The following is a 25,960-nucleotide window of genomic DNA, read 5'->3' on the forward strand; positions in this document are numbered from 1 at the left end:
GGTCAGCGCGGCGGGTAGCCCGTGATCTCGCGGATATCCTCGTACAGCGGCTTGAGCCGTTCGTACATGCGGCGGTAGACCCGGTTGTAGAGCCGATCGTAGATTTCACCGGCCTCCGGGTCCGGCTCGAAGGCCGCGCCGGCACGGACCATCGCCGCCACGGCCGCGCCATGGTCCGGGTACCAGCCGAGCCCCACGGCGGCATTGATCGCCGCGCCCAGCCCCGAGGCCTCGTACACGTGCGGACGCTCCGCCGTGACGCCGAAGATATCGGCCGTGATCTGCATGGCGGCGTCCGACTGGGAACCGCCACCGGCCACGCGCAGGCGCCGGATCGGCACCCGCGAGCGGCGCTCGATGCGCTCCTTGCCCGCACGCAGGGCGTAGGCCAGGCCCTCCAGGATCGCGCGATAGATGTGGGCGCGGGTGTGGACGTCGCCGAAACCGATGATCGCGCCCTTGGCCTCCGGCCCCGGATCGCGCACCGCCCCCGACCAGTAGGGCTGCAGGGTCAGCCCGAGGCAGCCGGGCGGGATGTCGGCGATCATCTCGTCGAACAGGGCCTCCGGCGCGATCCCCCGGACCTCGGCGATCTCCCGCTCGCGCGCCGCGAACTGGCGCTTGAACCAGGACACCAGCCAGAAGCCGTGGTTGATCTGGACCTCGTCGTTGTAGGCGCCGGGCACCGCCGCCGGATACGGCGGCGCGAAGCGGGTGACCTCCAGATAACGCTCGCGGCAGGTGTTCACCGTGGCGGTGGTGCCGAAACTCAGCACCCCCGTCTCCGGCGACACCCCGCCGGCGCCCAGCACCTCGCAGGCCTTGTCGGCGCCGGCGGCGATCAGCGGCAGGCCGGCCGCCAGCCCCAGATGGGCCGCGGCCTCCGCCGTGAGATCGCCGAGCCGTTGTCCGGGCGCGGCCAAATCCGGCAGGTGACGCGGCTCCATGGCCGTGGCCCGCCATTTCCAGTCGCCCTTGCGCGGCCAGTCGCGGCGCTTGAAATCGAACGGGATGTAGCCCACCTGGGCCGCGGCGGCATCCACGAAACGGCCGCACAGGCGGTGCGTCAGCCAGCCCGACAGCAGCAGGCACTTGTGGGTGCGGCTCCAGACCTCCGGCGCCTGCGCGGCCAGCCAGTTGGCGTGGCAGCGGACCTGGAACTCGCGGATCACGTCGCGCGCCCCCGCCAGGGCGAACAGGGCGTTCCAGAGCGGCCCCATGCCCGGCACCGAGGGGGCCCGCCGCTTGTCGGTCCAGACAATGGCATCGCGCAGGGGACGGCCTTCGGCATCCACGACCACGGTAGTGGCGCGCTGTGTGGTCAGCGCGACGCCCGCGACGTCGCCCGGCTCGGCGCCGGATTGCGCCCAGAGGGCGCCGCAGGCCTCGCCGAGCGCCTGCCAGTACACCGCCGGGTCCTGCTCGGCCCAGCCCGGCACGGGGGAGACATAGGGCTCGATCGGCACCTGGGCGCGGGCATGCAACTCGCCCTCGCGGTCGAACAGCAACGCGCGCACGCTCTGGGTGCCCACGTCCAGCGCGAGCAGCCGCTCAGACGGCATCGCCGGTCCCCGCCGGCACGGCATGCGCCGACCGCCAATGCGCCAGATAGGCCTCGCGCTCGCGTTCCCGGCGTGCCGCGTCCCAACCCAGCTCCGCGCGGCACAGCGCGCCGATGTCGTCCAGCAGCGCGGCACCGCCGCGCGGCAGGAGCAGGCCGAGCCGCGTGCGCCGCAGCAACAGATCGTCGAGACCGACCACCGCCTCGTGCCGCAGCGCCCAGCGCAACTCGGCCCAGACCGACACGCTGCCCGGCACGGCGGCGAAATCGGTCGCCGGCAGGGTCTCGCGCATGCGGGTGTAGTCGTCGCCGTAGCGGCCCGCCAGGCGCGCCTCGCCCGGCCGGGCCGGCGGGGCCGGCCGGAGGATGGGCGCGCGGCCGTCGAGACGCGGCGTTCCCGGCAGGCGGTCGCGCGCCGCGGCCAGGGCCTCCAGGGCGGTCACGCGATAGGTCGTGAGCTTGCCGCCGGTGACCGTGAGCAGGCCGCGCTCGTCCCAGATCGCCGACTCGCGCGACTCGTCCGAGGGATTCTCGGCGCCGCCCCCGACCACCGGCCGCACCCCGGAATAGCTGCACAGGGCGTGCTCCCGTCCGAGCCCCAGCGACGGGAAATAGTGCGTCAGCCCCTCGACCAGGTAATCGGCCTCCTCCGGGGTCATGCACGCGGGCCGGTCCGGCCAGCCCTCGTGGTCCAGGTCGGTGGTGCCGAACACGGTCGTGCCCTCCCAGGGAAAGGCGAACAGCGGCCGCCGGTCGCGCGGGTGGAACAGCGTCAGGGCCTGGGCCATCGGCAGGCGCGCGAAATCGAACACGAAATGGCTGCCGCGCAGCGGCCGCAGCCGCGGCGGCGCCTCGACACCGGCGCGCAGGCCGTCGGCCCAGGGGCCGGTGGCATTGATCACCACCGGCGCGCGCAGTTCGGCCGCGGCCCCGGTCACGCCGTCGCGGGCGCGCACACCCGTCACCTTATCGCCCTCGACCAGCAGCGACTCGGCCGACACCCGGTTCAGCGCGGTGGCACCGTCGGCGACCGCCTCGGCCAGGACCCGCAGCACCAGCCGCACATCGTCGGTGCGGGCGTCGAGATAGGCATAGGCGCCGTTCAGGTCGTCGTCCGCCAGCGAGGGCACGCGCCAGCGGGCCGACTCGCGGTCGAGGTAGTGCGAATAATGCAGGCCGGCCATCCAGTCGTAGACCTTGAGGGCGGCCCCCATGGCCAGCCGGCCGGGCCGGGCGCCGGCATACATCGGCAGCAGGAAGGTCAGCGGCTCCACCAGCCCGGGCGCGGCCCGCATCAGGGCCTGACGCTCGCGCACCGATTCCCGGGTCAGGCGCCAGTCGCCGGAGGCCAGGTAACGCAGCCCGCCGTGCACCAGCTTGGAGGACCAACTCGACGTGCCGCCGGCGAAATCGCCGCGCTCCAGCAGCAGGGCCCGGATGCCGGCGCGGGCGGCCTCGCGCAGGATGCCGGCGCCGGTGATGCCGCCGCCGACCACGATCAGGTCCCAGGTGTCCTCGCCTTCCGCCCAGAACCGCTCCCGCCCGTCGCGTTCAAACATGCGAAATCCCCGGCACTCCTCGCAAAGCCGCCAAGAAAATGAACCACAGAGACACAGAGCACACAGCAAGGGAAAAATGCGTGAAAAGGAAGGGCGCAAGTAACCGTGCGGGCAAAGCCGGATACGGACCTGTACCGGACCTGCCCTTACGGCGGAAGGCGGGATAGCAAGCTGCTGCTCCGTGCACTCTGTGTCTCTGTGGTTGCGCCTTGTGCTCGCGACTCGGCATAAGCATCAATCCAATAGTTTTCCGGGGTTCATCAACCCCTGCGGATCGAAGTGTTCGAACGCCGCCCGCAGGGCGTCCAGTCCCGTGTCGCCCTTCTCGGCCGCCAGCCAGGGCTTGTGGTCCACGCCCACGCCGTGCTGGTGGCTGATGGTCCCGCCGGCGGCGACCACGGCCTCGCTGACGGCGTTCTTCAACCGCCGCCAGCGCGCGAGGTCGGCGTCGTGGTCGCCGGTGACGCGGAACACGAAGGTCGAGTAGATGCTCGATCCCTGCGGATACACGTGCGACAGGTGGGTGAACACGTGCGCGCGCTCGCCCTCCGCAGACAGGGCCGTCTCCGCGGCCCGTTCCATCGCGGCGACGGTGGCGGAGACCCGCGGCCAATCGACCGCGGTCTCGGCGGTGTCCACGCCGTAGCCGGCATCCCAGAGACCATTGCGCATGTAGGGCCCGGCGAAACGCGATTTCGCCCAGGCCTCGCCGATACCGCGACCGACGTGCACTCCGCCGTGAGCGCGCGCGATCGCCAGCGCGCCGCCGCGGCCGTAGCGGTATTCGCGGGCACTGCCCGTGACCCCCACCAGCAACATGCAGGGCGCGTCGCCGAGGCGGCGCCAGCCCAGATAGCGGCGCAACGCCCCGATTAACCGCGGGTGTCCCGCCAATTCGAGCTGGGTCGCGGTCTCGCGCGGGTTCGACAGCCGCAGCATGGACAGCGGCAGCCGTTCCTGGGCCATCGCACGCACCGCCGAAACGGCCGCCTCCCAGTCGCCGAAGAACACAGCGTGGAAGGCCTCCCGCTCGGGTATCGGCCGCACCCGGACCGCAGCCTCGGTCAGCAATCCGAGTCGACCCTCGGAGCCCAGCACCAGTTCGCGCAGATCGGGCCCCGCCGAGGACGCGGGCACCGTGGGCAGGGACATATCGCCGACCGGCGTCGCCAGCCGGCCGCCGGCGAACAACCCTTCGATGCGGCCGTAGCGCAGCGACTGCTGGCCGGACGAGCGGGTCACGACCCACCCGCCCAGGGTCGAGTATTCGAAGGATTGCGGGTAATGACCCAGCACGTAGCCATGCGCGCGCAACTGCGATTCCAGGTGCGGGCCCGGCACCCCCGCGCCGAAGCGGGCGAGGCGCGCCGTCTCGTCCAGATCCTGCAGGCGCGCCATCAGACCCATGTCCAGGGACAGCACCGGCCGGCCGCCGGCGTCGGCATCGAGGTGCCCGACCACGCTGGTGCCGCCGCCGTAGGGGATCACGGCCGCGCCGGCGGCGAGCGCGCGCCGCAGCACGTCGGCGGCTTCCTCGTGGCTGCGCGGTGTGGCCACCGCGTCCGGGAACGGCCCCATCCGGCCGTGGCGCATTGCCAGCCAATCCGGGAAGCTCTGACCGCGGGCGTGACGCAGCCGCGCCCCGGGATCGTCGGATGCGCCCGGCAGATCGACCAGGCGCGAGGCCGGCACGGCGGCCAAGGCGTGCTCCAGGCCGGCGTCACGCGAAGGCGTGCCGTGGCCGATGCGCGATTCGATATAACGCAGGCCTTGCGCCGGCAGTGCCGCCGGCACCGTGTCATCGCCCCATCCGTTCCATCGTCGCATCGATCTTTTCCTCGCGGCTGTCCGGGCCGGTCCCGGCGGCCAGTGTCGCCTGCGCGAGGGGCACCCGGCCAGCACCATGGCATTCCGGACCGTCAGCTTGCCCCATTTACGTCCCGCCGGATTGACATCCGCGGACAAACATTTGACATTTTTCGCCATTCTCGACGATTCGGAGCCTCTCCGATGCAGGGCGCGGTGCCGGCGACCTACGTCCGGTTATTGTTCGATTACCTGGCCGAGCGCGGCTTCGACGGCCACGATTTCCTGGGGATGGCTGTGCCGGATGCGCGGGCACGGGTGCCGGTGGCCGTGTGGCGCGACATGCTGTCGCGCGCCTCGGAGCGGCTGTCGGACCCGCTGCTGGGATTGCACCTCGGGCGCGAGATCACGCCGGCGCACTTCGGCCCGCTGGGCTACGTGTTCTTCGCCTGCGACGATCTCGGCGCCGCCCTCGAGCGCCTGCACACCTACCAGCGGCTGGTCTATGATGTGAATCCCATGGGCGTGGCCGTCGAGGGCGCGCACACCTGCCTGTGCTGGGGACAATCGCGCGGCCGCCCCGGGCCGCTGGTAGATGAAGCCGCGGTCACCGCGCTGGTGCAGTTCGCGCGTGACATGACCGGCACCCGGATCGCGCCGGCGGCGGTGGATTTCATCAATCCCCGGCCCGCGGACACCGCCCCCTACGAAGCCTACTTCGGCTGTCCGGTCGCCTTCGGTCGCGACGTCACGCGCGTGGTCCTGCCGACGCCTCTGCTGGCACTGCCGTTGCGGCGGCCGGACCCGGCCCTGCGCGAACTGCTGGAACGGGAGGCTCGCGAGCGGCTGTCGGCCCTGCCCGACGGCGACGACCTGCGCCGGGACGTGCGCCGCGCCGTGCTGCGACTGGCCCGGGAGGGGCGTCCGGACCTGCCCGCGGTCGCCGCCGCCCTGGGGCTGAGCGAACGTACCCTGCACCGGCGGCTGGCCGGGCGCGGGATCAATTTCCGCCGGCTGCGGGACGAGACCCTGCGCCGCGCCGCCGAGGACTACCTCGCCGATCCCGGCCTGCGGCTGGCGGACGTGGCGCTGCTGCTGGGCTACTCCGAGCAATCCGCCTTCAACCGCGCCTTCCGGCGCTGGACCGGACGCACGCCCGGCGCCTACCGCGCAAGCCTGCGACCGTTCCCGGCCTCCCCGGCGATTCGCCGAAAACGGGCCTGAAGACCCCTACCCCCGCCGAGGATCACGACAGCGGAAAACGCCTCGACAAGCGGCCGGCAAGAACAGGGACCACAGAGGCGCACAGAGGGACACAGAGGAAACTGACTGTTGTCACGGAAGCCGCGGCAGCGGCTATCCGGGACCCAGGGAAATGTTTTTCAGGCCAGGGGTTATCTGGAGACGGAATCCGGCACGAAAGCCTGTCCCGGACACGATCACGGTTTTCAAGCGGAAGAGGCGGATAGCCCGCCAAGGTCCGTTGCCAACCCGGCAGTTCAGTCGCCGGGGCGCTACGCGGTCGGTGCCGTGCCGAGTCAGGGCATTTGTTTATCCGCAGATTACGCCGATTAACGCAGATTGGCCGAGACTGCTCTTTAATCTGCGTCCATCGGCGTAATCTGTGGATGCTTTCTTCCGGCAAGCGCCCATCAAAAACCTCTGCGCGCCTCCGTGCGCCTCTGTGGTTTCATGGTCCCGCCAACCAAAGCCTGGGCCCGGCCGGCGGGGCCTCGGCTACCGGCCAGACGGCTCACTCATACCGGTTGATTTTGTAGACACCCTCCGAGAGCAGGCCTTAGCCGCCGAGGCGGTCGAGATCGCGGACCGCCACCGACAGGCGGGCAAAATCGGCGCTGTCGCCCGCGCGCAGCTCGGCGAGCCGGTCGCGCACGAAGGTCACCCGCTCGCCCCCGGCATCGCGCCAGGCCGCGATACCGTGCTTGACGTCGGTGCCGCCCCGCTCGATGACCTGGGCCGCGATCCGGCGATGGGCGTCGTAGGTGTCGTCGAGCAGGCTCGCCCGTGCCAGCACCTCCCAGCGGCCACCGGCAGGCAGGCCGCGGATGGCGTCCGTGAGCCAGGGCAGACCCAGCCAGTCGCCGACGCCGAAATACAGGCGCGCGGCCTTGTCCTGGGCCACGCCGCAACCGGCGGCCAGCTCGACGATGTCCAACGCGCCGCCGGCCAGTTGCAGCGTCGCCAGCCGTGTCGCCAACGCCTCCGGCACGCCCGCCCGTCCCAGCTCGCGGGCGTCGGCGTTCCAGCGCTTGCGGTAGGTGCCCGCGATATCCTCGGGCAGGCTTTCCAGCAGCCGCCGCACCCGATCGCGGTGCGACTCGATCCATTCGTGCAACGGACATTCGGCCGGCGCGCGCGTGACCAGCCAGCCGATGGCGTGCTCGGTCAGCCGTGCCACGCGCTTGTACAGCCGGTACTGCATGCCGGACGCCACGCGATTGTCCAGGGCCTCGATCTCCGCGAGCGTGTCCTCGGTGCCGAACAGGGCCGCGGCCAGCACGTAGGCACGCACGGCGTCGGCGCGATGGGCGCCGTGCTCCGCGGCCAGCCGATGGGCCAGGGTCACCCCCATGCGATCGACCATCTGGTTGGTGATCACGGTGGCGACGATCTCGCGCCGCAACCGGTGACGGCGCAGGGCGCCGGCATAGGGCTCGCGCATGGACGGCGGGAAGTAGTCGGCCAGTGCCCGTTCCAGGAACGGCTCGTCCGGCAGGCCCGACACCAGCGTGGCCTGGTACAGCGAAATCTTGGCGTAGGACACCAGCACCGCCAGCTCCGGGCGTGTCAGTCCCTCGCCGGATCGCCGCCGCTCCTCGATGCCCTCGTCGTCGGGCAGGTCCTCCAGGCGGCGATCGAGCAGACCGTCGCGTTCCAGGGTGCGCATGAAGTCGACGTGCGCCTCCAGGCGCAGGGCGGCGTCCGATTCGAGCACGCTGATCACCTGGGTCTGCAGGTAGTTGCTGCGCAGGACCTGGGCCGCGACATCCTCGGTCATGTCGGCGAGCAGGCGATCGCGCTGCGGGCGGTCGAGCGCCCCCTCGGCCTCCGCCAGACCGAGGGCGATCTTGATGTTGACCTCCAGGTCGGAGGAGTCCACGCCGCCGGAGTTGTCGATGGCGTCGGTGTTGATGCGGCCGCCGCGGCGCGCGTACTCGACGCGGCCGGCCTGGGTGAAGCCGAGGTTGCCGCCCTCGCCCACCGCCCGGCAGCGCAGGTCGCGGCCGTCGACCCGGACGGCATCGTTGGCGCGGTCGCCGACATCGGCGTCACTTTCGTGCGCGGCCTTCACGTAGGTGCCGATGCCACCGTTCCAGAGCAGGTCCACCGGCGCCTTGAGCAGCTCGTGGATGAGGCCGTTCGGGGTGAACGTCCGCCCCTGGACGCCAAGCGCGTGACGGGCCGCATCGGACAGCTCGACGGACTTGGCGCTGCGCTCGTAGACGCCCCCGCCCTCGGACAGCAGCGAGGGATCATAGGCGTCCCAGCCGGATCGCCCGCCCCGGAACAACCGCTCGCGCTCGGCGAAGGCGATCGCCGGGTCGGGATCCGGGTCGATGAAGATGTGGCGGTGGTTGAACGCCGCCAGCAGCCGGATGTGGCGCGACAACAGCATGCCGTTGCCGAACACGTCGCCGCCCATGTCGCCGATGCCGACCACGGTGAAGTCCTCTTGCTGGACATCCCGCCCCAGTTCGCGGAAATGGCGCTTGACCGATTCCCAGGCACCGCGCGCGGTAATGCCCATGGCCTTGTGGTCGTAACCGGCGGAGCCGCCCGAGGCGAAGGCGTCGTCCAGCCAGAAGCCGTACTCGCGGGCCAGGCCGTTGGCGATGTCGGAGAACGCCGCCGTGCCCTTGTCGGCGGCCACCACGAGATAGGGATCGTCGCCGTCGTGGCAGACGGTGCGCGGCGGCTTCACGACCTCGTCGCCGCGGCGGTTGTCGGTCACGTCGAGCAGGCCGCGCACGAAGGTCTTGTAGCACTCGACGCCCAACTGTCGCCAGGACTCGGGATCGGCGTCCGGCGGCGGCGCCTTCACCACGAAACCGCCCTTGGCGCCCACGGGCACGATCACCGCGTTCTTGACCGTCTGCGCCTTCATCAGGCCCAGGACCTCGGTGCGGAAATCCTCGCGCCGATCCGACCAGCGCAGGCCGCCGCGGGCCACCGGCCCGCCCCGCAGATGCACGCCCTCGACCCGCGGCGCATACACGAAGGTCTCGTACATCGGCAGCGGCGCCGGCAGCTCGGGAACCCGGCCGGCATCCAGCTTGAGACTGACGCAGGGCTTGGGCCGACCGTCGGCGCCGATCTGATAGTAGTTCGTGCGCAGCACCGCCGCGATCACCCCGGCCGCGCCCCGCAGGACCCGGTCCGCGTCCAGCCCGGTCACCCGGTCGAGGCCGGCATGCACCGCGTCCAGCTCGGCCTCGGCGGCGGCCGTGCGGTCGTCGTCGCGGTCCGGGTCCAGCCGGGCCGCGAACAGCCGTACCAGCGTCCGTACCAGCGCCGGGTGCTCCGCGAGCAGGCTTTCCACGTAGGGCCGGCTGTAGGGCAGCCGCGTCTGCAGCAGGTAGCGGGCGACCGCGCGCACCAGCACGATCTCGCGCCAATCGAGGCCGGCGCCCAGCACCAGCCGGTTGAGGCCGTCGTTCTCGGCCGCGCCCGCCCAGGTGCGCGAGAAAGCGGTCTCGACGCGGCGGGCGGCATCGCTGTCCACCGCTTCCGCGCAGGCATGTCCGGCCTCGAATTCGTGGATCCAGGCATCGCCGCCGTCCGCGGGCGCGATCGCGAAGGGCCGCTGCGTGCGGACATGCAGTCCGAAGTTCTCCAGCAGCGGCAGCATGTCCGCGAGCGCCGGCGCCGGGCCGCGCCCGTACAGTTTCAACCGCAGCAACCCGCCCTCGGCGGCCACCGTCTCCGGCCCCAGGCGCATCGCCGGCGGATCGTCGGCATCCAGGGCGGCCAGCACGCGGGCGTCGGCGACGGCCCGGGCGGCGTCGTAGCGCTCGGTGTAGGCCGCCGGGAAGGCGTCGGCGTACACGTCCAGCAGGCGGGCCGCGAGATCGGCGTCGCCGAGTCCGGTCAATGCGTCCTCGAAATCGTCGCGCCAGGTGCGCGTGGCGGCGACCAGCCGGGCCTCGATCGAGGCCACGTCCTGCACCGGCTCGCTGCCCGGCTCGGTGGCGACGATGTAATGCCAGCGCACCAGACCACCGCGCAGGAACTGGACCATCGCCTCCTGCAACCGGCCGTTCAGACTCTCCGCCAGCAGTTCGCCGACGCGCCGCCGCAGGGCCGGCGTGTGCCGCTCTCGCGGCAGGTACACCAGGCAGGAGAAGAAGCGGCCATAGCGGTCGCGCCGCAGGAACAGCCGCAGGCGCTGCGACTCGCGCAGCGCGAGGATGCCCATGGCGGTGTCGTAGAGTTCTTCCTCCGAGCTCTGGAACAGCTCGTCTCGGGGGAAGCTCTCGAGGATGTAATTGAGGGTCTTGGCGGCGTGGCTGCCGGGACGCAGCGCGGCACGGGCCTTGATGTGCGCCACCTTGCGCCGCAGCAACGGGATATCGCGCGGGCTCGCGGCGTAGGCGTCGCCCGAGAACAGACCCAGGAAACGGTCGATGCCGACCACGTTGCCGGCATCGTCCATGCGCTTGACCGCGATCACGTCCATGGTGTCCGGGTGGTGGATCCAGGAACGGCGGTTGGCCTTGGTCACCACCACCAGCCGCGGCGACAGGGCGTACTTGTCCAGCTCCGCCGCCGGCGCCACGTAGCCGTCCGGGTCCCGCTCCGGCCGGTCCTCGCGCAGCAGACCCAGGCCGGAGCCCGGGACCGCGCGCATCACGTCGTCGCCGGCCTCCTCGACACTGCGCTCGCAATAGCCGAGGAAGGTGAAATGGTCGCCGGCCAGCCAGCGCAGGAAGGCCCGCACCTCGGCGCATTCGTCGGGATCGACGCAGCCGGGGGAACGGTCCAGGCCCGAGATGACCTCCTGCAGGCGGCGGCGCATCGCGCCGTAGTCCGCGACCACCACCCGGAGGTCGTCCAGGTGGCGGGCCACGCGTTCGGCCAGGCGCGCGCGCGTGTCGCGGTCGCCGCCGCTGAACTGGATCGCGACCAGCGACTCCTCGTCGCCGTGCACCGAGGCGTCGGCGGGCCCCTCGATGCCGGCGACGGCGCCCCCGGCATCCCGCCGGATGCGCATCACCGGATGCATCAGCCAGTCCACCCCGCCGCCCGCCTCGCGCACGGCCATGGCCAGGGTATCCACCAGGAAGGGTTTGTCGGCGTCCACCGTCGCCAGCAGCGCGCCGTCCGCGAGGATCTCGCCGGGCGCGGTCACCCGCACGCACGCGTTCTCGGGCGGGCGCTGCGCGGCGAGACGATAGTGGCAACGGGCCAGGGCCAGCAGCTCGGTGTCCGAGCGCCCCTCGATCTGCTCCGGGAAGGCGGCGATGAAGTAGGCCCGCAGGAACGCGTCCAGGTCCGACGGGTCGTCGCTTTCCGGTCGCTCGCGGACCAGCCCCTTGAGTCGATCGATCAGCGTCTCGTTGGCGGACGCCGGCATGCACTACCCCTTCCGTCAGGCACCTCGGGCGAGCCTAACGTGGGGGATGCGCCCCGCCAAGCCGGGCCGGACGAACGCGGGGGATCGACGCGTCAAGCGTCGTCCTTGCTCCGCTGGTCCGGCTGGGTCTCCGGGGCGGCGGCCTGGAAGGCCGCCAGGGTCAGGCAGGTGCGATAGATGCGCCGCAGCGTGGGATAGTCGCTCAGGTCGACATCGTACTTGTCCGCGAGGTACACCTGCGGGACCAGACAGACATCGGCCAGGGTCGGCTTGTCGCCGAAGCAATAGGTGCCGGTGTCCTCGTTATTGGCCAGGATCGACTCCATGGCCACGAAGCCGGTGTGCAACCAGTGCTCGAACCAGGCGCGCCGCTTCTCCCAGGGCACGTCCATCTTGTCGCGCAGGTAGCGCAGCACGCGCAGGTTGTTCAGCGGGTGCGTGTCGGCCACCGCGATCTGCGAGAACGAACGGATGCGCGCCCGCATCTCGATATCGCCGGGCAGCAGCGGCCGCTCCGGATAGCGCTCCTCCAGGTACTCCATGATCGCCGCCGACTGGGCGATCACCAGCGACTCGTCGACCACCAGCGCCGGCACCAGGCCCTGGGGGTTGAGATTGAGGTAGGTCAGGCGGTCCGCCGCGGCGTTGCCCAGGTCCGTGAACATGGACTTGTAACTGACGCCCTTGTAGTTGAGGGCGATACGCACCCGGTGCGCGGAAACGCTGCGGTAGTGGGTATAGAGCTGAAGCATGTCGCTGCCGGCTTCGATTGATGACCGTCCAGTTTAGCGCCTGGGTCGCGACCTGTCCCGAATCCGCTCCCGTCAGTCCCAGAGCCGGGCGGCACCGCGCACCCCGCTGGCGTCGCCGTGGCGGGCCGGCAGCAGGCGCGTGCGCACATTGTCGGAAAACACATGGCGCCCCCACAGCGCGGGCACGTTGTCGTACAGCCGCCGGACCCGCGACAGGCCGCCCCCGAGCACGATCGTCTCGGGATCGAGGATGTTGATCACCGTCGCCAGCGACCGCGCCAGACGATCCTCGTAGGCGGCCAGCGCCGCCATGGCGACCGGATCGCCACGCGCGGCGGCCGATGCCACCGCCTCGCCGTCCGCGGCCGCGCCGCCGCGTGCCCGGCAGTCCGCGGCCAGGCCCGGCCCGGACAGCCAAGTCTCGATGCAGCCACGCCGGCCACACCAGCAGGCCGGGCCCGGCAACTCGGTTTCCGGATCCGGCCAGGGCAGCGGGTTATGGCCCCACTCGCCGGCGACGGCATTGGGGCCGCGCACGAGCTCGCCACGCCAGGCGAGACCGCCGCCGACCCCGGTGCCCAGGATCGCCGCGAACAGCCCGCTCGCCCCGACGCCGGCCCCGTCCGCCGCCTCGGATGCCGCCAGGCAGTCGGCGTCGTTCGCCATGCGGATCTCCCGGCCCAGGACGGCCGCGAAGTCGGCGTCGAGCCGACGCCCGTTGAGGCAGGTGGAGTTGGCGTTGCGCAGCCGCCCGTCCGCCGGCGAGATCGAGCCGGGGGTACCGATACCCACGCACAGGCCGGTCGCGCCGACCTCCTGTTCCAGCTCGACGACCAGCCGCGCCACGGCGGCCACGGTACCGTCGTAGTCCCCCGCCGGCGTCGGCATGCGCCGCTCGGCCAGCACCGCGTCGTCCGCACCGAGCACGATCCCGGCGATCTTGGTGCCGCCCAGGTCGATTCCGATGCGCAGAGCGGCGGTTGCGTTCTTCCCTGCCATGGGCGGATTCTATCGTCCCGACACGCTGGACGGATGCCGGAGAAACGGTACACTGGATTCGGCGGCCATCGAGGTCGAGGAATACGGTTATGGCACATGCTAGGCAGCGGGCGGCGGCCCGCGCGATAGTCGGGCTTGTTGCGGCGCTGATGTTGCCCGGAACGCCGGTGCATGCCGCACCGTCCGAGGCCGCTGCGGCCGCGGACACGGTTCGGGATTTCTATGAACGGGTCGAGCGCATGACCCGCCTGGATAGCTGCGCCGAACGCGCGGCCTTCCTGGAATCCGCGGTCGATTCGACCTACGACATCCCCAACTACCTGCGTGAGAGTCTCCGTGGCCACTGGCAAGAACTTGCCGGCGAGGACGTGGATGCGCTCCAGCGCGGACTCCGGCACTTGATTGCGACCACCTACGCCGCCAATTTCGCGTCGCCGGAGGACCTGTCGGTACGGATCGGCGACGCCGCCTACGAAGATCGCTACCGGCGCTCCGTCGGCGTGCTTATCCAGCAGTCGGGCAAGGAAGTGGCGCAACGCCGCTATCTGCTGCACCGGACCGACGACGGCGGGGACTGGAAGGTGATCAACCTGTTCTTCCCGCGCGGCGGCAACGAGTTGGTTCACCGCGCCCGCTACAACGAGGAGAACCTGCGCTGGGGCGGATTCGACGCCCTCCGCGAGTATCTGCGCGCCGAGGCGTCGCGTTTCGGCGCCGACTGCTGAACACCGGCCGGTCACGGAAACGCAATCCCCTCGTGCCACGGTGGCTCCCGCAATCCAGCGAGGAGTCCGCCATGCCCCGCAGCAAACTGAACCGCCACGCCCGCTCCGCCCTCTATGCCCTGGCCGGCCTCCTGGTGCCCGGCGGCGTGCCCTTCGGCCTGGTCGACCGCGAGCACCCGGCCGCGGAATCGATCGGCCCCGAGGCCTGAATCAGCCCAGCGCCGCCAGCGCGGCGCCCGCGGGCAGCGCGACCTTGAGGTCCAGGAGGTCGTCGGCCCGCGTGCGGCCGATGTTGACGGCCGCCACCGGCAGACCGCGCTCGGCGGCCGCGCGCACGAAGCGATAACCCGACCAGACCATCAGGGAAGAGCCCACCACCAGTACCGCGTCCGCGGCATCGAGATGACGGCGCACGCGTGCCACCCGCGTCTTGGGCACGTTCTCGCCGAAGAACACGACGTCCGGCTTGAGCACGCCGCCACACACGGCGCAGGGCGGCACCCGAAAGTCCGCGACCGCGGCCGCGTCGACATCGGCGTCGCCGTCCGGCGCGATCTCGCCGTCGACGTCCGCCTCGGGGTTCGCCCGCCGCAGCGTCCGCTGCCAGTCGCCGCGGTCGACCGCGCTGCCGCATTCGAGACAGATCACGCGGTCGAGCCGGCCGTGCAGATCGATCACGCGGCGGCTACCCGCGGCCTGGTGGAGACCGTCGACGTTCTGGGTCACCAGCATCCCGACCCGCCCCCGGCGTTCCAGGGACGCCAGTGCCTCGTGGGCGGCGTTCGGCCGCGCCGCGGCCACCGCCGGCCAGCCGCGCATGCTGCGCGCCCAGTAGCGCCGGCGCGCCGCCTCGCTGCGGCGGAATTCCTGGTAGGTCATGGGCTGGCGGCGCTTCCAGGCGCCGGCACCGTCGCGGTAGTCGGGGATCCCGGAATCGGTGCTGCAGCCGGCGCCGGTGAGCACGAACAACCGCGGATGCGCTTTCACGAACGCGGCCAGCTCGGCCGTGCCCGCATCGCCGTGTTGAATCGCCGTGTCCTGCATCATGGCCAGTATACGGCTGCCGCGCGGCGCGGGATGCCGTCGGGGCCGCGAATCCCGGACCCCGGATCGCGCTTTACGCCTCCGGGATGAATGCCCTACTTGCCGTCGGCGGCGTTCGACCGGTCTGGATCCCGGATTGCGCTACGCGCATCCGGGATGAACTCGTTACTTGCCGTCAGCGGCAAGTAACGAGTTCACTTTATCCACGTAGGCCTGCATGGCGTCCTCGGCGGACAGGCCCTTGAGCTTGGCCCAGGCGTCGTACTTGGCACGGCCCACCATGTTGGTGAAACCGGGACGCTTGCCCTGGACATCGCCCTCGGAGGCCTGCTTGAAATGCGCGTACAGCGACAGCAGGTCGTCGTTGCTCGGGCGCTCGGACAGCGTCTTGACGTCCGCCTGGGCCTGCTCGAACTTCCCTTTCAGATCCGACATCGTTCTCTCTCCCCTACTCCGGTTCTATTTGCGTTCGCCGCCATTCAATCCCGGCGGCGCAGCGTTATGAAACTGTAAGGATACGGATTGCGCTCATTGGCGGCGTAGCGATGGCGCTCGATCTGCTCCCATTCCTCGAAATCGATGTCGGGGAAATGGGTATCGCCGTCGAAGGCGTCGTGCACGCGTGTCAGATAGATGCGTCCGGCCTTGGGCAGCGCCATGGCGTAAACCTGCGCGCCGCCGATCACCATGAGCTCCGGCGCCCCGGCCTCGCGCGCCGCCCCGCGCGCTTCGGCGAAGCTGGTCACCGTCCGGCACCCCTCGGCACGGTAGTCCGGATCGCGCGAGAGCACGATGTTGTCGCGCTCCGGCAGCGGCCGGCCGATGGACTCATGCGTACGCCGGCCCATCAGGATCGGCTTGCCCAGCGTGGTCTGCTTGAAGTGGCGCAGATCGGCCGGCAGCCGCCACGGCAGACCGCCGGCGGCGCCGATCAGGCCGTTCTCGTCCATCGCGACGATCAGTGAGATACGCATCGGGATCTGGTTACCTTGGATGGGATATCAGACGGCCACGGGTGCCTTGATGTGGGGATGGCACTCGTACCCGACCAGCCGTATGTCGTCGTAGGTGAAGGCGAACAGGTCGTCGACCGCGGGGTTGAGCTCCAGGCGCGGCAGCGGCAGCGGCTCGCGCGCGAGCTGGCGGTCGGCCTGCTCCAGGTGGTTCAGGTACAGGTGCGCGTCGCCGAAGGTGTGCACGAAATCGCCCGCCTCCAGGCCGCAGACCTGGGCCACCATGTGCGTGAGCAGCGCATACGAGGCGATGTTGAAGGGCACGCCCAGGAAGATGTCGGCGCTGCGCTGGTAGAGCTGGCAGGAGAGCCGGCCCTCGGCGACGTAGAACTGGAACATGGTATGGCACGGCGGCAGCGCCATGTCGTCGACCTCGGCCGGGTTCCAGGCGCTGACGATGTGGCGCCGCGAGTCCGGGTGGTGCCGGATCGAATGCAGCACCCCGGCGAGCTGGTCGATGGCGCGGCCGTCCGGCGCCGGCCAGGAGCGCCACTGGTGGCCGTACACCGGCCCCAGGTCGCCGTTCTCGTCGGCCCACTCGTCCCAGATCGAGACGCCGTTGTCCTTGAGGTACTTGATGTTGGTATCGCCGGCGATGAACCAGAGCAGCTCATGGACGATCGAGCGCAGGTGCAGTTTCTTGGTGGTCACCGCGGGGAAACCGTCTTGGAGATCGAAGCGCATCTGCCAGCCGAACACGGAGAGCGTGCCGGTGCCGGTGCGGTCGCCCTTGCGGGTGCCGTTCTCGCGCACGTGGCGCATCAGGTCCAGGTACTGCCTCATGCCCGCGCCTCCTTCTGTCCGATGCCGGCGTACGCCAGGGCCAGCAACAGCACGCCGCCGGCGATCATGGGTGTGCACAGGAGCTGGCCCATGGTCAGCCAGTCGAAGGCGATGAACCCCAGATGGGCGTCCGGCTGGCGATAGAATTCCGCCAGGAAGCGCAGCGCACCGTAGCCCAGCAGGAACACGCCGGACACGGCCATCCGCGGCCGCGGCCGCCGCGCGAACCACCACAGCACGGCCAGCAGCACCAACCCTTCGAGACCGGCCTCGTAGAGTTGCGAGGGATGCCGCGGCGACAGGTCCACCTGCGGGTAGACCATGGCCCAGGGCACATCCGCGGTCCGCCCCACCAGCTCGGCGTTCACGAAATTGGCGATGCGGCCGAAGAACAGGCCGATGGGCACCATCGGGGCGACGAAGTCGGTGACGTCGAAGAAGCCGCGTCCGGTCTTGCGCGCGAACCAGGCCGCGGCCGCGAACACGCCCAGCATGCCGCCGTGGAAGGACATGCCGCCCTGCCAGATGTAGAAGAGTTGCAACGGATCCGCCGCCAGCATCCGCGGCTGATAGAAGAGCAGGTAGCCGACGCGCCCGCCCACGATCACGCCGAGCACGACGTAGAACAGGAAATCCCCCACTTCCTCGCGCCCCCAGTCGACGTGCGGCAGGCGCGTGCGCCACACCGCGGCGGCCCAGCCGAGCACGAAGGACAGCAGGTACATCAGGCCGTACCAATGGATGGCCACCGGCCCCAGCGAGATGGCGACCGGGTCGAACTGCGGGTGCGTGAACATGCCGCGGATTCTAGCAGGAGGCGCGGTACCGCCGCGCTACTCGATATGCGCCCGCACCATCGTATTGGCGTCGGTACCGAACCAGAAGCTGGCGCGCGCCGGGTCCCAGACCATGTTGCGCGCGGCGCCGCCGCCGCTGGGAATCGCCATGGTCGCGATGTATTCGCCGGTGCCCGGATCGAAGCCCACCAGGGTGTTGGAATCGGGGCCGGTCTGGACGAACCAGGGTCGGCCCTGGCCGTCCAGGCCCATGGCGTACGGCAGGGCGTCCTCGCCGGCGGGCGCCGGCCACTCCTCGAACGCCACCTCGTCGGGTTCCAGGCGCCCCAGGTAGCCGCCGGTGTAGTCGACGTACCAGACACGCCCGTCCGCGGCGACCTCGAGCCGCCGCGGCCGTGCCTCCTCGCGCGGCAGGATATATTCCGTGACCTCGCGGGTCTCCCGGTCCAGCCGCGCCAGCTTGTTGCTGCCGAACTCGGTGAACCAGATATCGCCGGCCGGCCCGATGTCCAGGCCGTAGGGCCGGGCGTTGTCGGTCGGCAGCCGGATCAGGCGGATATCGCCGCTGTCGGGCGCCAGGCGGCCGATGGCGTTGTAGTGCTGGAGCGTGAACCAGAGATCGCCGTCGGACCCGAACTGCTGGGTATGGGGATCGGCCCCCTCGCGCTCGATGGCGTGGTGCGTCATGTCGCCCGACGCCGGGGACACCCGGATCAGACGCTGGTTGCGGTTGCCCGCCACCCAGAGATCGCCCTCGGGCCCGACCACGACGTTGTGCGGCCCCGTGCCCTCCGGCAGGTCGTGGCGGCGGAACCGGGCCTCGCGGTCCCCGCCCTCGCCGGGCATCATCACGGCCAGGTAGTCGTCGCCCTGCCCAACGAACCAGACACGCCCGTCCGCCGCGACCGCCGGGTCGCGCGGCCGTGAGTGCGGCCAGGGCACGTTCCATTCGTGGATCGTGACCTCGACGCCACGACCGTCGCCGGCCCAGAGCGGCGCCGTAATCAGCCCCAGCAGGATTGCCGTCAATACGCGCATCGCCGCGCCTCCGGATATCGGATAGCCGTCTGTGAGCCCCGACCATAGCGCAGGCCGAGGACGTGATTCACCCGGCCGCGGTTGGGGCACACCCCGCCGCGTCCCCTAGAATGGCCGCATGAGCAATCGACTCGCCGACGAGACCAGTCCCTACCTGCGCCAGCACGCCGACAACCCCGTCGACTGGTGGCCGTGGTGCGACGAGGCCCTGGCGGCCGCGCGCGCGGCGGACAAGCCGATCCTGCTGTCGATCGGCTATGCCGCCTGCCACTGGTGCCACGTGATGGCCCACGAGTCCTTCGAGGACGAGGACACGGCGGCGCGCATGAACGCCGCCTTCGTGAACATCAAGGTGGACCGCGAGGAGCGTCCCGACCTGGACCAGGTCTACCAGCTCGCCCACCAGATCCTGACCCGTCGCCCCGGCGGCTGGCCCCTGACCGTGGTGCTGGACCCGCACAGCCTGGCGCCGTTCATGGCCGGCACCTATTTCCCGGGCGAGGCCGCGCACGGGCTGCCGGCGTTCCGCGACGTGCTCACCCAGGTGGCCGAGTGGTATGCCGGCAACAGCCACAAGCTCCGCGACCAGAAGGCGCGCCTGGACGAAGTCTTCGCCCGCCTGGCGCCGGACCCGGCGGCGACACCGCCGGAAGGTGACGCCCTGGACCGCGCCGCCGAGGCCCTTGCCGTCTCGTTCGACGCCGAGCACGGCGGCTTCACCGGCGCCCCCAAGTTCCCGCACCCCGGCAGCCTGGCGCTGGCGCGCCGGCTCGCGACGCGCGGCGGCGGCACCGGGGAAATGGCACGGTTCACACTCCGCGGCATGGCCGCCGGCGGCCTATTCGATCATCTCGGGGGCGGTTTCTTCCGCTATTGCGTGGACGAGCGCTGGGAAATCCCGCACTTCGAGAAGATGCTCTACGACAACGGCGCCCTGCTCGCGCTGTACGCGCCGGCCGCCGTCGATCACGGCGACGCCCTGATGCACCGCGCCGCGACGGCCACGGTGGATTGGGCCCTGGCGGAGATGCGGTCCCCGGAGGGCGGTTTTTACGCCAGCCTGGACGCCGACAGCGGCGGCGTCGAGGGCGGCTATTACATCTGGGATGCCGACGAGGTGCGCGCCGCCCTGGGCGGGGACTTCGACGTTTTCGCGGCGCGCTTCGGCCTGGATAGCCCGCCCAATTTCCGGGCCGACGGGGCCGCGCGCTGGCACCTGCGCCTGGCCCGCGACGCGGCCGACGAGGAGCCGGCGGCGATCGCCCGCGCCCGCGAGACCCTGCTGACGATCCGGCGCGCGCGGCCGCGGCCGGGGCTCGACCACAAGCGGCTGACCGCCTGGAACGCCCTGATGGCGGAGGGCCTGCTGGCCGCCGGCCGCCACCTCGGCCGCGCCGACGCGACCAGCGCGGCGCGCGAGTGCCTGGACTTCATCCGCGATGCCCTGTGGGACGGCCGTCGCCTGTGCGCCGTGCACGATGGCGAGCGCGCCCGCATCGGTGGCTACCTGGACGACCACGCCCTGGTGCTGCGTGCCCTGTTGACCGCATTGGAAGACGAGTGGCGGGACGCCGACCTGGCCTGGGCGCTGACGCTGGCCGACACCCTGCTCGCGGATTTCGAGGACGGGGAACGCGGCGGCTTCTATCTCACCGCCCATGATCACGAGACGCTGCTGCACCGGCCCAAGCCACTGGCCGACGAGTCCACACCCGCCGGCAACGGCGTCGCCGCGCACGCCCTGCTGCACCTGGGCTGGCTGGCGGGGGAGCCGCGCTACCTGCGGGCGGCGGAACGTACCCTGTGCTTGGCCGCCGAGCCCATGCGCCAGTACCCGATGGCCCACGCCGGCTTGCTCGCCACCCTGGCGGACTACCACGAGCCGCCGGAGATCGTGATTCTCCGCGGCGAGCCCGGCGCGATGGCGGACGCCCGCGAGCGGTTCGCCGCGGCGGGCACGGCGGTCTACGCGATCCCCGCGGACGCCGACCTGCCGCCGGCACTGGCGGCGAAGACGCCCCGAGGCGATATCGTGGCCTACCGCTGCCGCGGCATGACCTGCTCGGAGCCAATCACCGCCTTCGACTGACCCCGGAAATCAACCACAGAGACACAGAGACCACAGAGCGAAGAGTGGGTTTTGATTGCGTGCTCCAAGCCGTACATGAAGCCTGGTGAACACACACTGTTCACAACCCCTGTGCTTTCTCTGTGTCCTCTGTGCCTCTGTGGTTAGATTTTCTTAATCGAGCCCGTAGCCGAATTCGTCCTTGAAGCGGTTCTTGAACTCGTCGAGCGTGAAGCGGTGGTTCTGGGTGCCGTGGTGCTCGATCTTGATCCCGCCCATCAGCGCAGCCACGCGCCCGGCGGTCTCCCAGTCCATGCCCCGCTGCAGGGCGAAGATCAGGCCGGCGCGGTAGGCGTCACCGCAGCCGGTGGGATCGGACAGGCTCTGCGGCCGGGCCGCGGGCACCTCGTAGGTCTTGCCCTTGGTGCGGATGCGCGAGCCTTCCCCGCCGCGGGTGACGATGTAGGCCTCGACCCGGTCGGCGACTTCGTCGACGCTCAGGCCGGTGCGGTCGCGCATCAACTCGGACTCGTAGTCGTTGACGGTGACGTAGGTCGCCAGGTCCAGGAAGTGGTTGAGGTCGTCGCCGTCGAACATCGGCAGGCCCTGGCCCGGATCGAAGATGAAGGGGATGCCCTTCTCCGCGAATTCCTCGGCATGCTGGATCATGCCGTCGCGGCCGTCCGGGGCGACGATGCCCAGGGTGACGCCGTCGTCGGGCACGGACTGCTCGTGGGCGTGGTTCATGGCGCCGGGATGGAAGGCCGTGATCTGGTTGTCCTCCAGATCGGTGGTGATGTAGGCCTGGGCCGTGTAGGCGCTATCGATGCGCTTGAGGTGCTCGCGCGTGATGCCCAGCTCGTCCATCCAGGCGGCGTAATCGTCGAAGTCGCTGCCGACCGTGCCCATGGGCTTGCCGTCACCGCCCAGCAGCTTCAGGTTGTAGGCGATGTTGCCGGCGGTGCCGCCGAACTCGCGGCGCATGTCCGGCACCAGGAAGGCGACGTTGAGCATGTGCACCTTGTCCGGGAGGATCTCGTTCCGGAACTGGCCCTGGAAGACCATGATGGTGTCGTACGCGAAGGAACCGCAGATGAGTGCAGACATGTGTCTCCTATCCGTTCAAACCCAGTATCGATCCGTTGCTGCCGGCCGCCGCCAGGCGGCCGGGGTCAGGCGAAGCGAACGATCGCCCAGACCAGGGGCACCTGCAGCAACGACAGGTGCACCGCCGCCGAGGCGACGTCCTTGGCCACCCCCGACAGCTCGTGACGCTCGGTGCCGATCCGGTCGATCGCCACCTCGATGCCGGTATTGAGCAGCTCGACCACCAGCACCAGCACCAGCGACAGCACGCACAGCGCCCGCTCGGCGCCGGTCTGCCCCCACCAGAACGCGGCCGGCAGGAGCAGGCAGAACAGCGCGGCCTCGATGCGGAACGCCTCTTCGTGGCGGAGCACCCAGGCGAGCCCCTGGTAGGAGACCCGCGTGGCGCGCCACAGGCGCGGCCAGCCCCGGAGACCGTCCGCCATGGCCGCCCCGTCTCAGCCGACGGCCGTCAGGCGGCGCCCTGCCAGCGCAGGTCCAGCTCCTTGGCCGCCCGCACCTCGTCCAGGCGCCGCACCGGCGTGGTGTGGGGCGCGCCCCGCACCATCGCCGCGTCCTCCCGGGCCTCATTCCAGATGGTCTCCATCACGTCGGCGAAGGCGTCCAGGGTCTCCCGGGACTCGGTCTCCGTCGGCTCGATCAGGAAGCACTCCGGCACCAGCATCGGGAAATAGATGGTGGGCGCGTGCATGCCGTAGTCCAGCAGACGCTTGGCGAAATCCGCGGCGGTCACCTCCAGCTCCTTCTTCTGGCGCTTGAGGGTGACGATGAACTCGTGGCCGGCCCGGCGCTCCGGGAAGGCCAGCTCGAAGCCCTTGGCCTCCAGGCGCCGCATCAGGTAGTTGGCGTTGAGGGTGGCGTATTCGGCCACACGCTCCATGCCCTCGCGGCCCAGCAGGCGGGCATAGACATAGGCGCGCAACAGCACCCCGGCGTTGCCCATGAACGCCGACAACCGGCCGATGGTCTGCGGCACGTCGTCCTCGTCGGCCCAGCGGTAGCCGCCGTCGCCGTCCGCGACCACGTAGGGCACCGGCAGGAACGGCTGCAGCCGCTCGCCGACGCCCACCGCGCCGGAGCCGGGGCCACCGCCGCCGTGCGGCGTGGAGAAGGTCTTGTGCAGGTTCATGTGGATGACGTCGAAGCCCATGTCGCCCGGCCGGACCTTGCCGAGGATGGCGTTGAGGTTGGCGCCATCGTAATACAGCAGGCCGCCCGCCTCGTGCACGATCCGCGCGATGTCCAGGATGTCCTGCTCGAACACGCCCAGGGTGGACGGGTTGGTGAGCATGATGCCCGCGGTCTTCGGCCCGACGGCCTCCTTCAGGGCCTCGATATCGACGTCGCCGTCGGCGTCGGTGGGCAGCTCGCGCACCTTGCAGCCGCACATGGTGGCGGTCGCCGGGTTGGTGCCGTGGGCCGCGTCCGGCACCAGGATCTCGTCGCGATCGTGATCGCCGCGGGACTCGTGATAGGCCTTGATCATGGCCACGCCGGCGAATTCGCCCTGGGCCCCGGCCATGGGCGTGAGCGACACCGCGCGCATGCCGGTGACGGCCTTGAGCATCTCCTGCAGGTCGTGGGCGCAGCTCAGGAACCCCTGGCTGTGCGAGACCGGGGCCAGCGGGTGGCGGCCGAGGAAACCCGGCAGCATCGCCAACGAATTGCAGGCCCGCGGGTTGTACTTCATGGTGCACGACCCCAGCGGGTAGAAGTGGGTGTCGATCGCGAAGTTGGTCTGCGACAGCCGCGTGTAGTGGCGCACCACGTCCAACTCCGACACCTCGGGCAGACCGGTGGGGCTGCTGCGCCGCAGGTGGTCGGGAATACCCGCCACCGTCGCCATCTCGCGCGGCGCCTGCGCGGCGGCGCGGCGGCCGGGACGGCTGTGCTCGAAGATCAGTTTCTCGGTCATGAGTATTTTCCCTCGGGAAGAATACGAACCACAGAGACACAAAGGACACAGAGCAGAACACTACAAAGCACGGGAAAGACGACGCATCGTCGTTTATTGCCTTGATGCTCGGTCCGGCTACTCGTGTTTTAGCTCATATTCTCTGTGCGCTCTGTGTCTCTGTGGTTATGCCCTTCTTGGGGGCTTTGTAGGTTCGCCTACGAGAGCGCCGCCAGGGCCGCGTCGTAGTCCGGCTCCTCGGCGATCTCGGGCACGAGCTGGCTGTGGACGACCTTGCCGTCCTCGTCCAGCACCACCACGGCGCGGGCGCAGAGCCCGGCCAGCGGCCCGTCGACCATGAGCAGGCCGTAGTCCTCGGCGAACGACTTGTCCCGAAGCATGGACAGGGTCTCGACGTTGTCCAGCCCCTCCTGGCTGCAGAAGCGGCCGTGCGCGAACGGCAGGTCCGCGGAGACCTGCAGCATCACCACGTCCGGGTGCTTGCCGGCGTAGTCGTTGAACTTGCGCACCGACGTCGCGCACACACCGGTATCGACGCTCGGGAAGATGTTGAGCAGCTTCTTGCGGCCGGTGTAGTCGGCCAGGCTCTTGTCCTGGAGGTCACCGGTGGTCAGCTTGAAGTCCGGCGCCTTGTCCCCCGGAGCGGGAATATCGCCGCTGGTATGTACCGGGTTGCCTTGCAGTGTGATCTCGGCCATCTCGTCCTCCTTTCGGATATCAGGCCACCGCCGACGTGCTGCCCAGGCGCTCCAGCACCTCGGCGAGGGCGTCGGCGTAGGCGTCGATGTCGGCCTCGGTCTTGGTCTCGGTGGCGCAAACCAGGATGCAATCGGACAGCTCGGGATAGCGCGCACCCAGGTCGTAGCCGCCGAGGATGCCGCGCTCGGCCAGTCCCTTCAGCACCGGCTGCACCGGCTGGGGCAGACGGATGACGGCCTCGTGGAAGCCGGCGCCCGCGAACACCTCGTTCACGTCGTGCAACGCGGTCAGCTTGTCCACCAGGGCACGGGTGTTGGCGGCGCAGGCGGCGGCCGTGCGCGCCAGGCCCTCGGGTCCCAGCAGGCTCATGTGGATGGTCGCGGCCGTGACCAGCAGCCCCTGGTTGGTGCAGATGTTGGAGGTCGCCTTGGAACGGCGGATGTGCTGCTCGCGCGGCTGCAGGGTCAGGGTGTAGCCCGGCCGGCCGTCGAGGTCGAACGTGCGTCCGACGATGCGGCCCGGCATCTGCCGCACGTGCTTCTGGCGGCAGGCCATGATCCCGAAGTACGGACCGCCCGAGGACAACGGCGCACCCAGGGGCTGGCCCTCGCCGCAGACGATGTCCGCGCCCTGCCCGCCCCATTCGCCCGGCGGCTTGACCAGGGCGAGGCTGAGCGGATTGACCACCGCGATCACCTGGGCGCCCTGTTCGTGCGCCCAGTCGGTCAGGGCGTCCACGTCCTCGAGGCGGCCGAAGAAGTTGGGCTGGGGGATCACCACGGCGGTGACGTCCTCACCGCGCCAGGGTGCCAGGGACTCCGGCGAGATCGTGCCGGTATCGGGGTCGTAGGCCACGGACTCGGCGGCGATGCCCTGGTTGCTGCAGATGGCGTCCACCACCGCGCGGTACTCCGGATGCACGGTGGCCGGCATCAGGATGCGGCCGGACTTGGACTTGCGATTGCCGCGCACCGCCATCAGCACCGATTCGGCCAACGCGGACGCGCCGTCGTAAAGCGAGGCGTTGGCCACGTCCATGCCGGTGAGACCGCACATCATGGTCTGGTATTCGTAGATGAGCTGCAGCGTGCCCTGGCTGGCCTCGGCCTGGTATGGCGTGTACGCGCTGTAATACTCGCCGCGGGTGGTCAGTTCCCATACCGCGGCGGGGATGTGGTGTTCGTAGGCCCCGGCGCCGATGAAGCAGAGACCGCCCTCGTCCCGCGCCGCGCGCTCGCGCATCAGGCGGGTCACGGCCATCTCGGAGGCGCCCTCCGGGATCGACGACAGGTCCACGCCGCGCAGGCTCGACGGAATCTCGTCGAACAGCGACTCGACGGAGTCGACGCCGATGGCGTCGAGCATCACGCGGACGTCGTCCTCGGTATGCGGAATGAATGGCATGATCGTCCTCGGTTTCGAGTGTCAGGTTCCGGCCCGGCCACGCGTCCCGGCCGCCGCGGCCACGGGCACGGTGCGCGCCCTGCGAAACGCGGCGC

The 25,960-nt window shown here is 70.4% G+C and carries 21 protein-coding genes; 4 read left to right on the plus strand and 17 right to left on the minus strand.

Annotated features, from left to right (window positions below; all coding sequences use genetic code 11):
• Positions 1–2 precede the first annotated feature (2 nt).
• The 3 genes from PC39_RS07030 to PC39_RS07040 all read right to left on the minus strand — a co-directional run bounded on the left by PC39_RS07030 (position 3) and on the right by PC39_RS07040 (position 4,947).
• Positions 3–1,562, minus strand: a complete 1,560-nt coding sequence (locus PC39_RS07030) for an FGGY-family carbohydrate kinase (RefSeq protein ID WP_353252659.1) — start codon at positions 1,560–1,562, stop codon at positions 3–5.
• On the minus strand, positions 1,552–3,120 hold the full coding sequence (locus PC39_RS07035) for a glycerol-3-phosphate dehydrogenase/oxidase (RefSeq protein ID WP_353252660.1): 1,569 nt from the start codon (positions 3,118–3,120) through the stop codon (positions 1,552–1,554). Before PC39_RS07035 ends, PC39_RS07030 begins: the two co-directional genes overlap by 11 nt.
• 234 nt (positions 3,121–3,354) lie before the next feature.
• Positions 3,355–4,947 (minus strand): FAD-binding oxidoreductase, encoded by a 1,593-nt coding sequence (locus tag PC39_RS07040; protein WP_353252661.1) that lies wholly within the window; start codon positions 4,945–4,947, stop codon positions 3,355–3,357.
• A gap of 183 nt (positions 4,948–5,130) precedes the next feature.
• On the opposite strand from PC39_RS07040, the gene PC39_RS07045 reads away from it, so the two are divergent.
• Positions 5,131–6,150 carry an AraC family transcriptional regulator gene (locus PC39_RS07045; protein ID WP_353252662.1) on the plus strand — a complete coding sequence of 340 codons (1,020 nt, stop codon included), beginning with the start codon at positions 5,131–5,133 and terminating at the stop codon, positions 6,148–6,150.
• Positions 6,151–6,724: 574 nt separating this feature from the next.
• Here the strand turns inward: PC39_RS07045 and PC39_RS07050 are convergent.
• The 3 genes from PC39_RS07050 to PC39_RS07060 all read right to left on the minus strand — a co-directional run bounded on the left by PC39_RS07050 (position 6,725) and on the right by PC39_RS07060 (position 13,272).
• Positions 6,725–11,521 carry an NAD-glutamate dehydrogenase gene (locus tag PC39_RS07050; protein WP_353252663.1) on the minus strand — a complete coding sequence of 1,599 codons (4,797 nt, stop codon included), beginning with the start codon at positions 11,519–11,521 and terminating at the stop codon, positions 6,725–6,727.
• A gap of 92 nt (positions 11,522–11,613) precedes the next feature.
• Complete coding sequence (maiA, locus tag PC39_RS07055) at positions 11,614–12,273, minus strand: maleylacetoacetate isomerase (RefSeq protein WP_353252664.1); 660 nt, start codon at positions 12,271–12,273, stop codon at positions 11,614–11,616.
• 72 nt (positions 12,274–12,345) lie between these two features.
• Positions 12,346–13,272 carry an ROK family protein gene (locus tag PC39_RS07060; RefSeq protein ID WP_353252665.1) on the minus strand — a complete coding sequence of 309 codons (927 nt, stop codon included), beginning with the start codon at positions 13,270–13,272 and terminating at the stop codon, positions 12,346–12,348.
• Between the two features lie 89 nt (positions 13,273–13,361).
• Here PC39_RS07060 and PC39_RS07065 point away from each other — a divergent pair, with 89 nt between their 5' ends.
• Together PC39_RS07065 and PC39_RS07070 are read left to right on the plus strand one after the other, a co-directional pair.
• On the plus strand, positions 13,362–13,997 hold the full coding sequence (locus PC39_RS07065; protein WP_353252666.1) for an ABC transporter substrate-binding protein: 636 nt from the start codon (positions 13,362–13,364) through the stop codon (positions 13,995–13,997).
• A gap of 71 nt (positions 13,998–14,068) precedes the next feature.
• Entirely contained in the window at positions 14,069–14,206 is a 138-nt protein-coding gene (locus PC39_RS07070) for a hypothetical protein (protein ID WP_353252667.1), read from the plus strand.
• 1 nt (position 14,207) lies between these two features.
• Here the strand turns inward: PC39_RS07070 and PC39_RS07075 are convergent, their stop codons facing one another.
• From PC39_RS07075 to PC39_RS07100, 6 genes are all read right to left on the minus strand, one after another.
• Positions 14,208–15,041 carry an NAD-dependent protein deacetylase gene (locus tag PC39_RS07075; RefSeq protein WP_502950863.1) on the minus strand — a complete coding sequence of 278 codons (834 nt, stop codon included), beginning with the start codon at positions 15,039–15,041 and terminating at the stop codon, positions 14,208–14,210.
• 165 nt (positions 15,042–15,206) lie between these two features.
• Positions 15,207–15,476 carry an acyl-CoA-binding protein gene (locus PC39_RS07080; protein WP_353252669.1) on the minus strand — a complete coding sequence of 90 codons (270 nt, stop codon included), beginning with the start codon at positions 15,474–15,476 and terminating at the stop codon, positions 15,207–15,209.
• 44 nt (positions 15,477–15,520) lie between these two features.
• The gene (locus tag PC39_RS07085; protein WP_353252670.1) at positions 15,521–16,015 is read right to left on the minus strand and encodes a dihydrofolate reductase; all 495 of its coding nucleotides are present in this window, start codon (positions 16,013–16,015) and stop codon (positions 15,521–15,523) included.
• A gap of 27 nt (positions 16,016–16,042) precedes the next feature.
• Complete coding sequence (locus tag PC39_RS07090) at positions 16,043–16,837, minus strand: thymidylate synthase (RefSeq protein WP_353252671.1); 795 nt, start codon at positions 16,835–16,837, stop codon at positions 16,043–16,045.
• Positions 16,834–17,634: a prolipoprotein diacylglyceryl transferase gene (gene lgt, locus PC39_RS07095; RefSeq protein ID WP_353252672.1), complete on the minus strand. Its 801-nt coding sequence runs from the start codon at positions 17,632–17,634 to the stop codon at positions 16,834–16,836. The genes PC39_RS07090 and lgt overlap by 4 nt, the downstream gene beginning before the upstream one ends.
• 36 nt (positions 17,635–17,670) lie before the next feature.
• On the minus strand, positions 17,671–18,672 hold the full coding sequence (locus tag PC39_RS07100) for a Vgb family protein (protein WP_353252673.1): 1,002 nt from the start codon (positions 18,670–18,672) through the stop codon (positions 17,671–17,673).
• A 118-nt stretch (positions 18,673–18,790) separates the two neighbouring features.
• Between PC39_RS07100 and PC39_RS07105 the strand changes: the two genes are divergently transcribed.
• Positions 18,791–20,761, plus strand: a complete 1,971-nt coding sequence (locus PC39_RS07105; RefSeq protein WP_353252674.1) for a thioredoxin domain-containing protein — start codon at positions 18,791–18,793, stop codon at positions 20,759–20,761.
• A 153-nt stretch (positions 20,762–20,914) separates the two neighbouring features.
• On the opposite strand, the gene PC39_RS07110 is transcribed toward PC39_RS07105, so the two are convergent.
• The 5 genes from PC39_RS07110 to gcvPA all read right to left on the minus strand — a co-directional run bounded on the left by PC39_RS07110 (position 20,915) and on the right by gcvPA (position 25,865).
• On the minus strand, positions 20,915–21,847 hold the full coding sequence (locus tag PC39_RS07110) for a carbohydrate kinase family protein (protein WP_353252675.1): 933 nt from the start codon (positions 21,845–21,847) through the stop codon (positions 20,915–20,917).
• Between the two features lie 65 nt (positions 21,848–21,912).
• Positions 21,913–22,272 (minus strand): diacylglycerol kinase, encoded by a 360-nt coding sequence (locus PC39_RS07115; protein WP_353252676.1) that lies wholly within the window; start codon positions 22,270–22,272, stop codon positions 21,913–21,915.
• 26 nt (positions 22,273–22,298) lie between these two features.
• Positions 22,299–23,762 carry an aminomethyl-transferring glycine dehydrogenase subunit GcvPB gene (gcvPB, locus tag PC39_RS07120; RefSeq protein WP_502950860.1) on the minus strand — a complete coding sequence of 488 codons (1,464 nt, stop codon included), beginning with the start codon at positions 23,760–23,762 and terminating at the stop codon, positions 22,299–22,301.
• A 197-nt stretch (positions 23,763–23,959) separates the two neighbouring features.
• Positions 23,960–24,460 (minus strand): thiol peroxidase, encoded by a 501-nt coding sequence (tpx, locus tag PC39_RS07125; protein WP_353252677.1) that lies wholly within the window; start codon positions 24,458–24,460, stop codon positions 23,960–23,962.
• Positions 24,461–24,479: 19 nt separating this feature from the next.
• Positions 24,480–25,865: an aminomethyl-transferring glycine dehydrogenase subunit GcvPA gene (gene gcvPA, locus PC39_RS07130; RefSeq protein ID WP_353252678.1), complete on the minus strand. Its 1,386-nt coding sequence runs from the start codon at positions 25,863–25,865 to the stop codon at positions 24,480–24,482.
• Positions 25,866–25,960: the final 95 nt, after the last annotated feature.

The organism is Salinisphaera sp. PC39, from assembly GCF_040361335.1.
GTDB lineage: Bacteria > Pseudomonadota > Gammaproteobacteria > Nevskiales > Salinisphaeraceae > APNM01.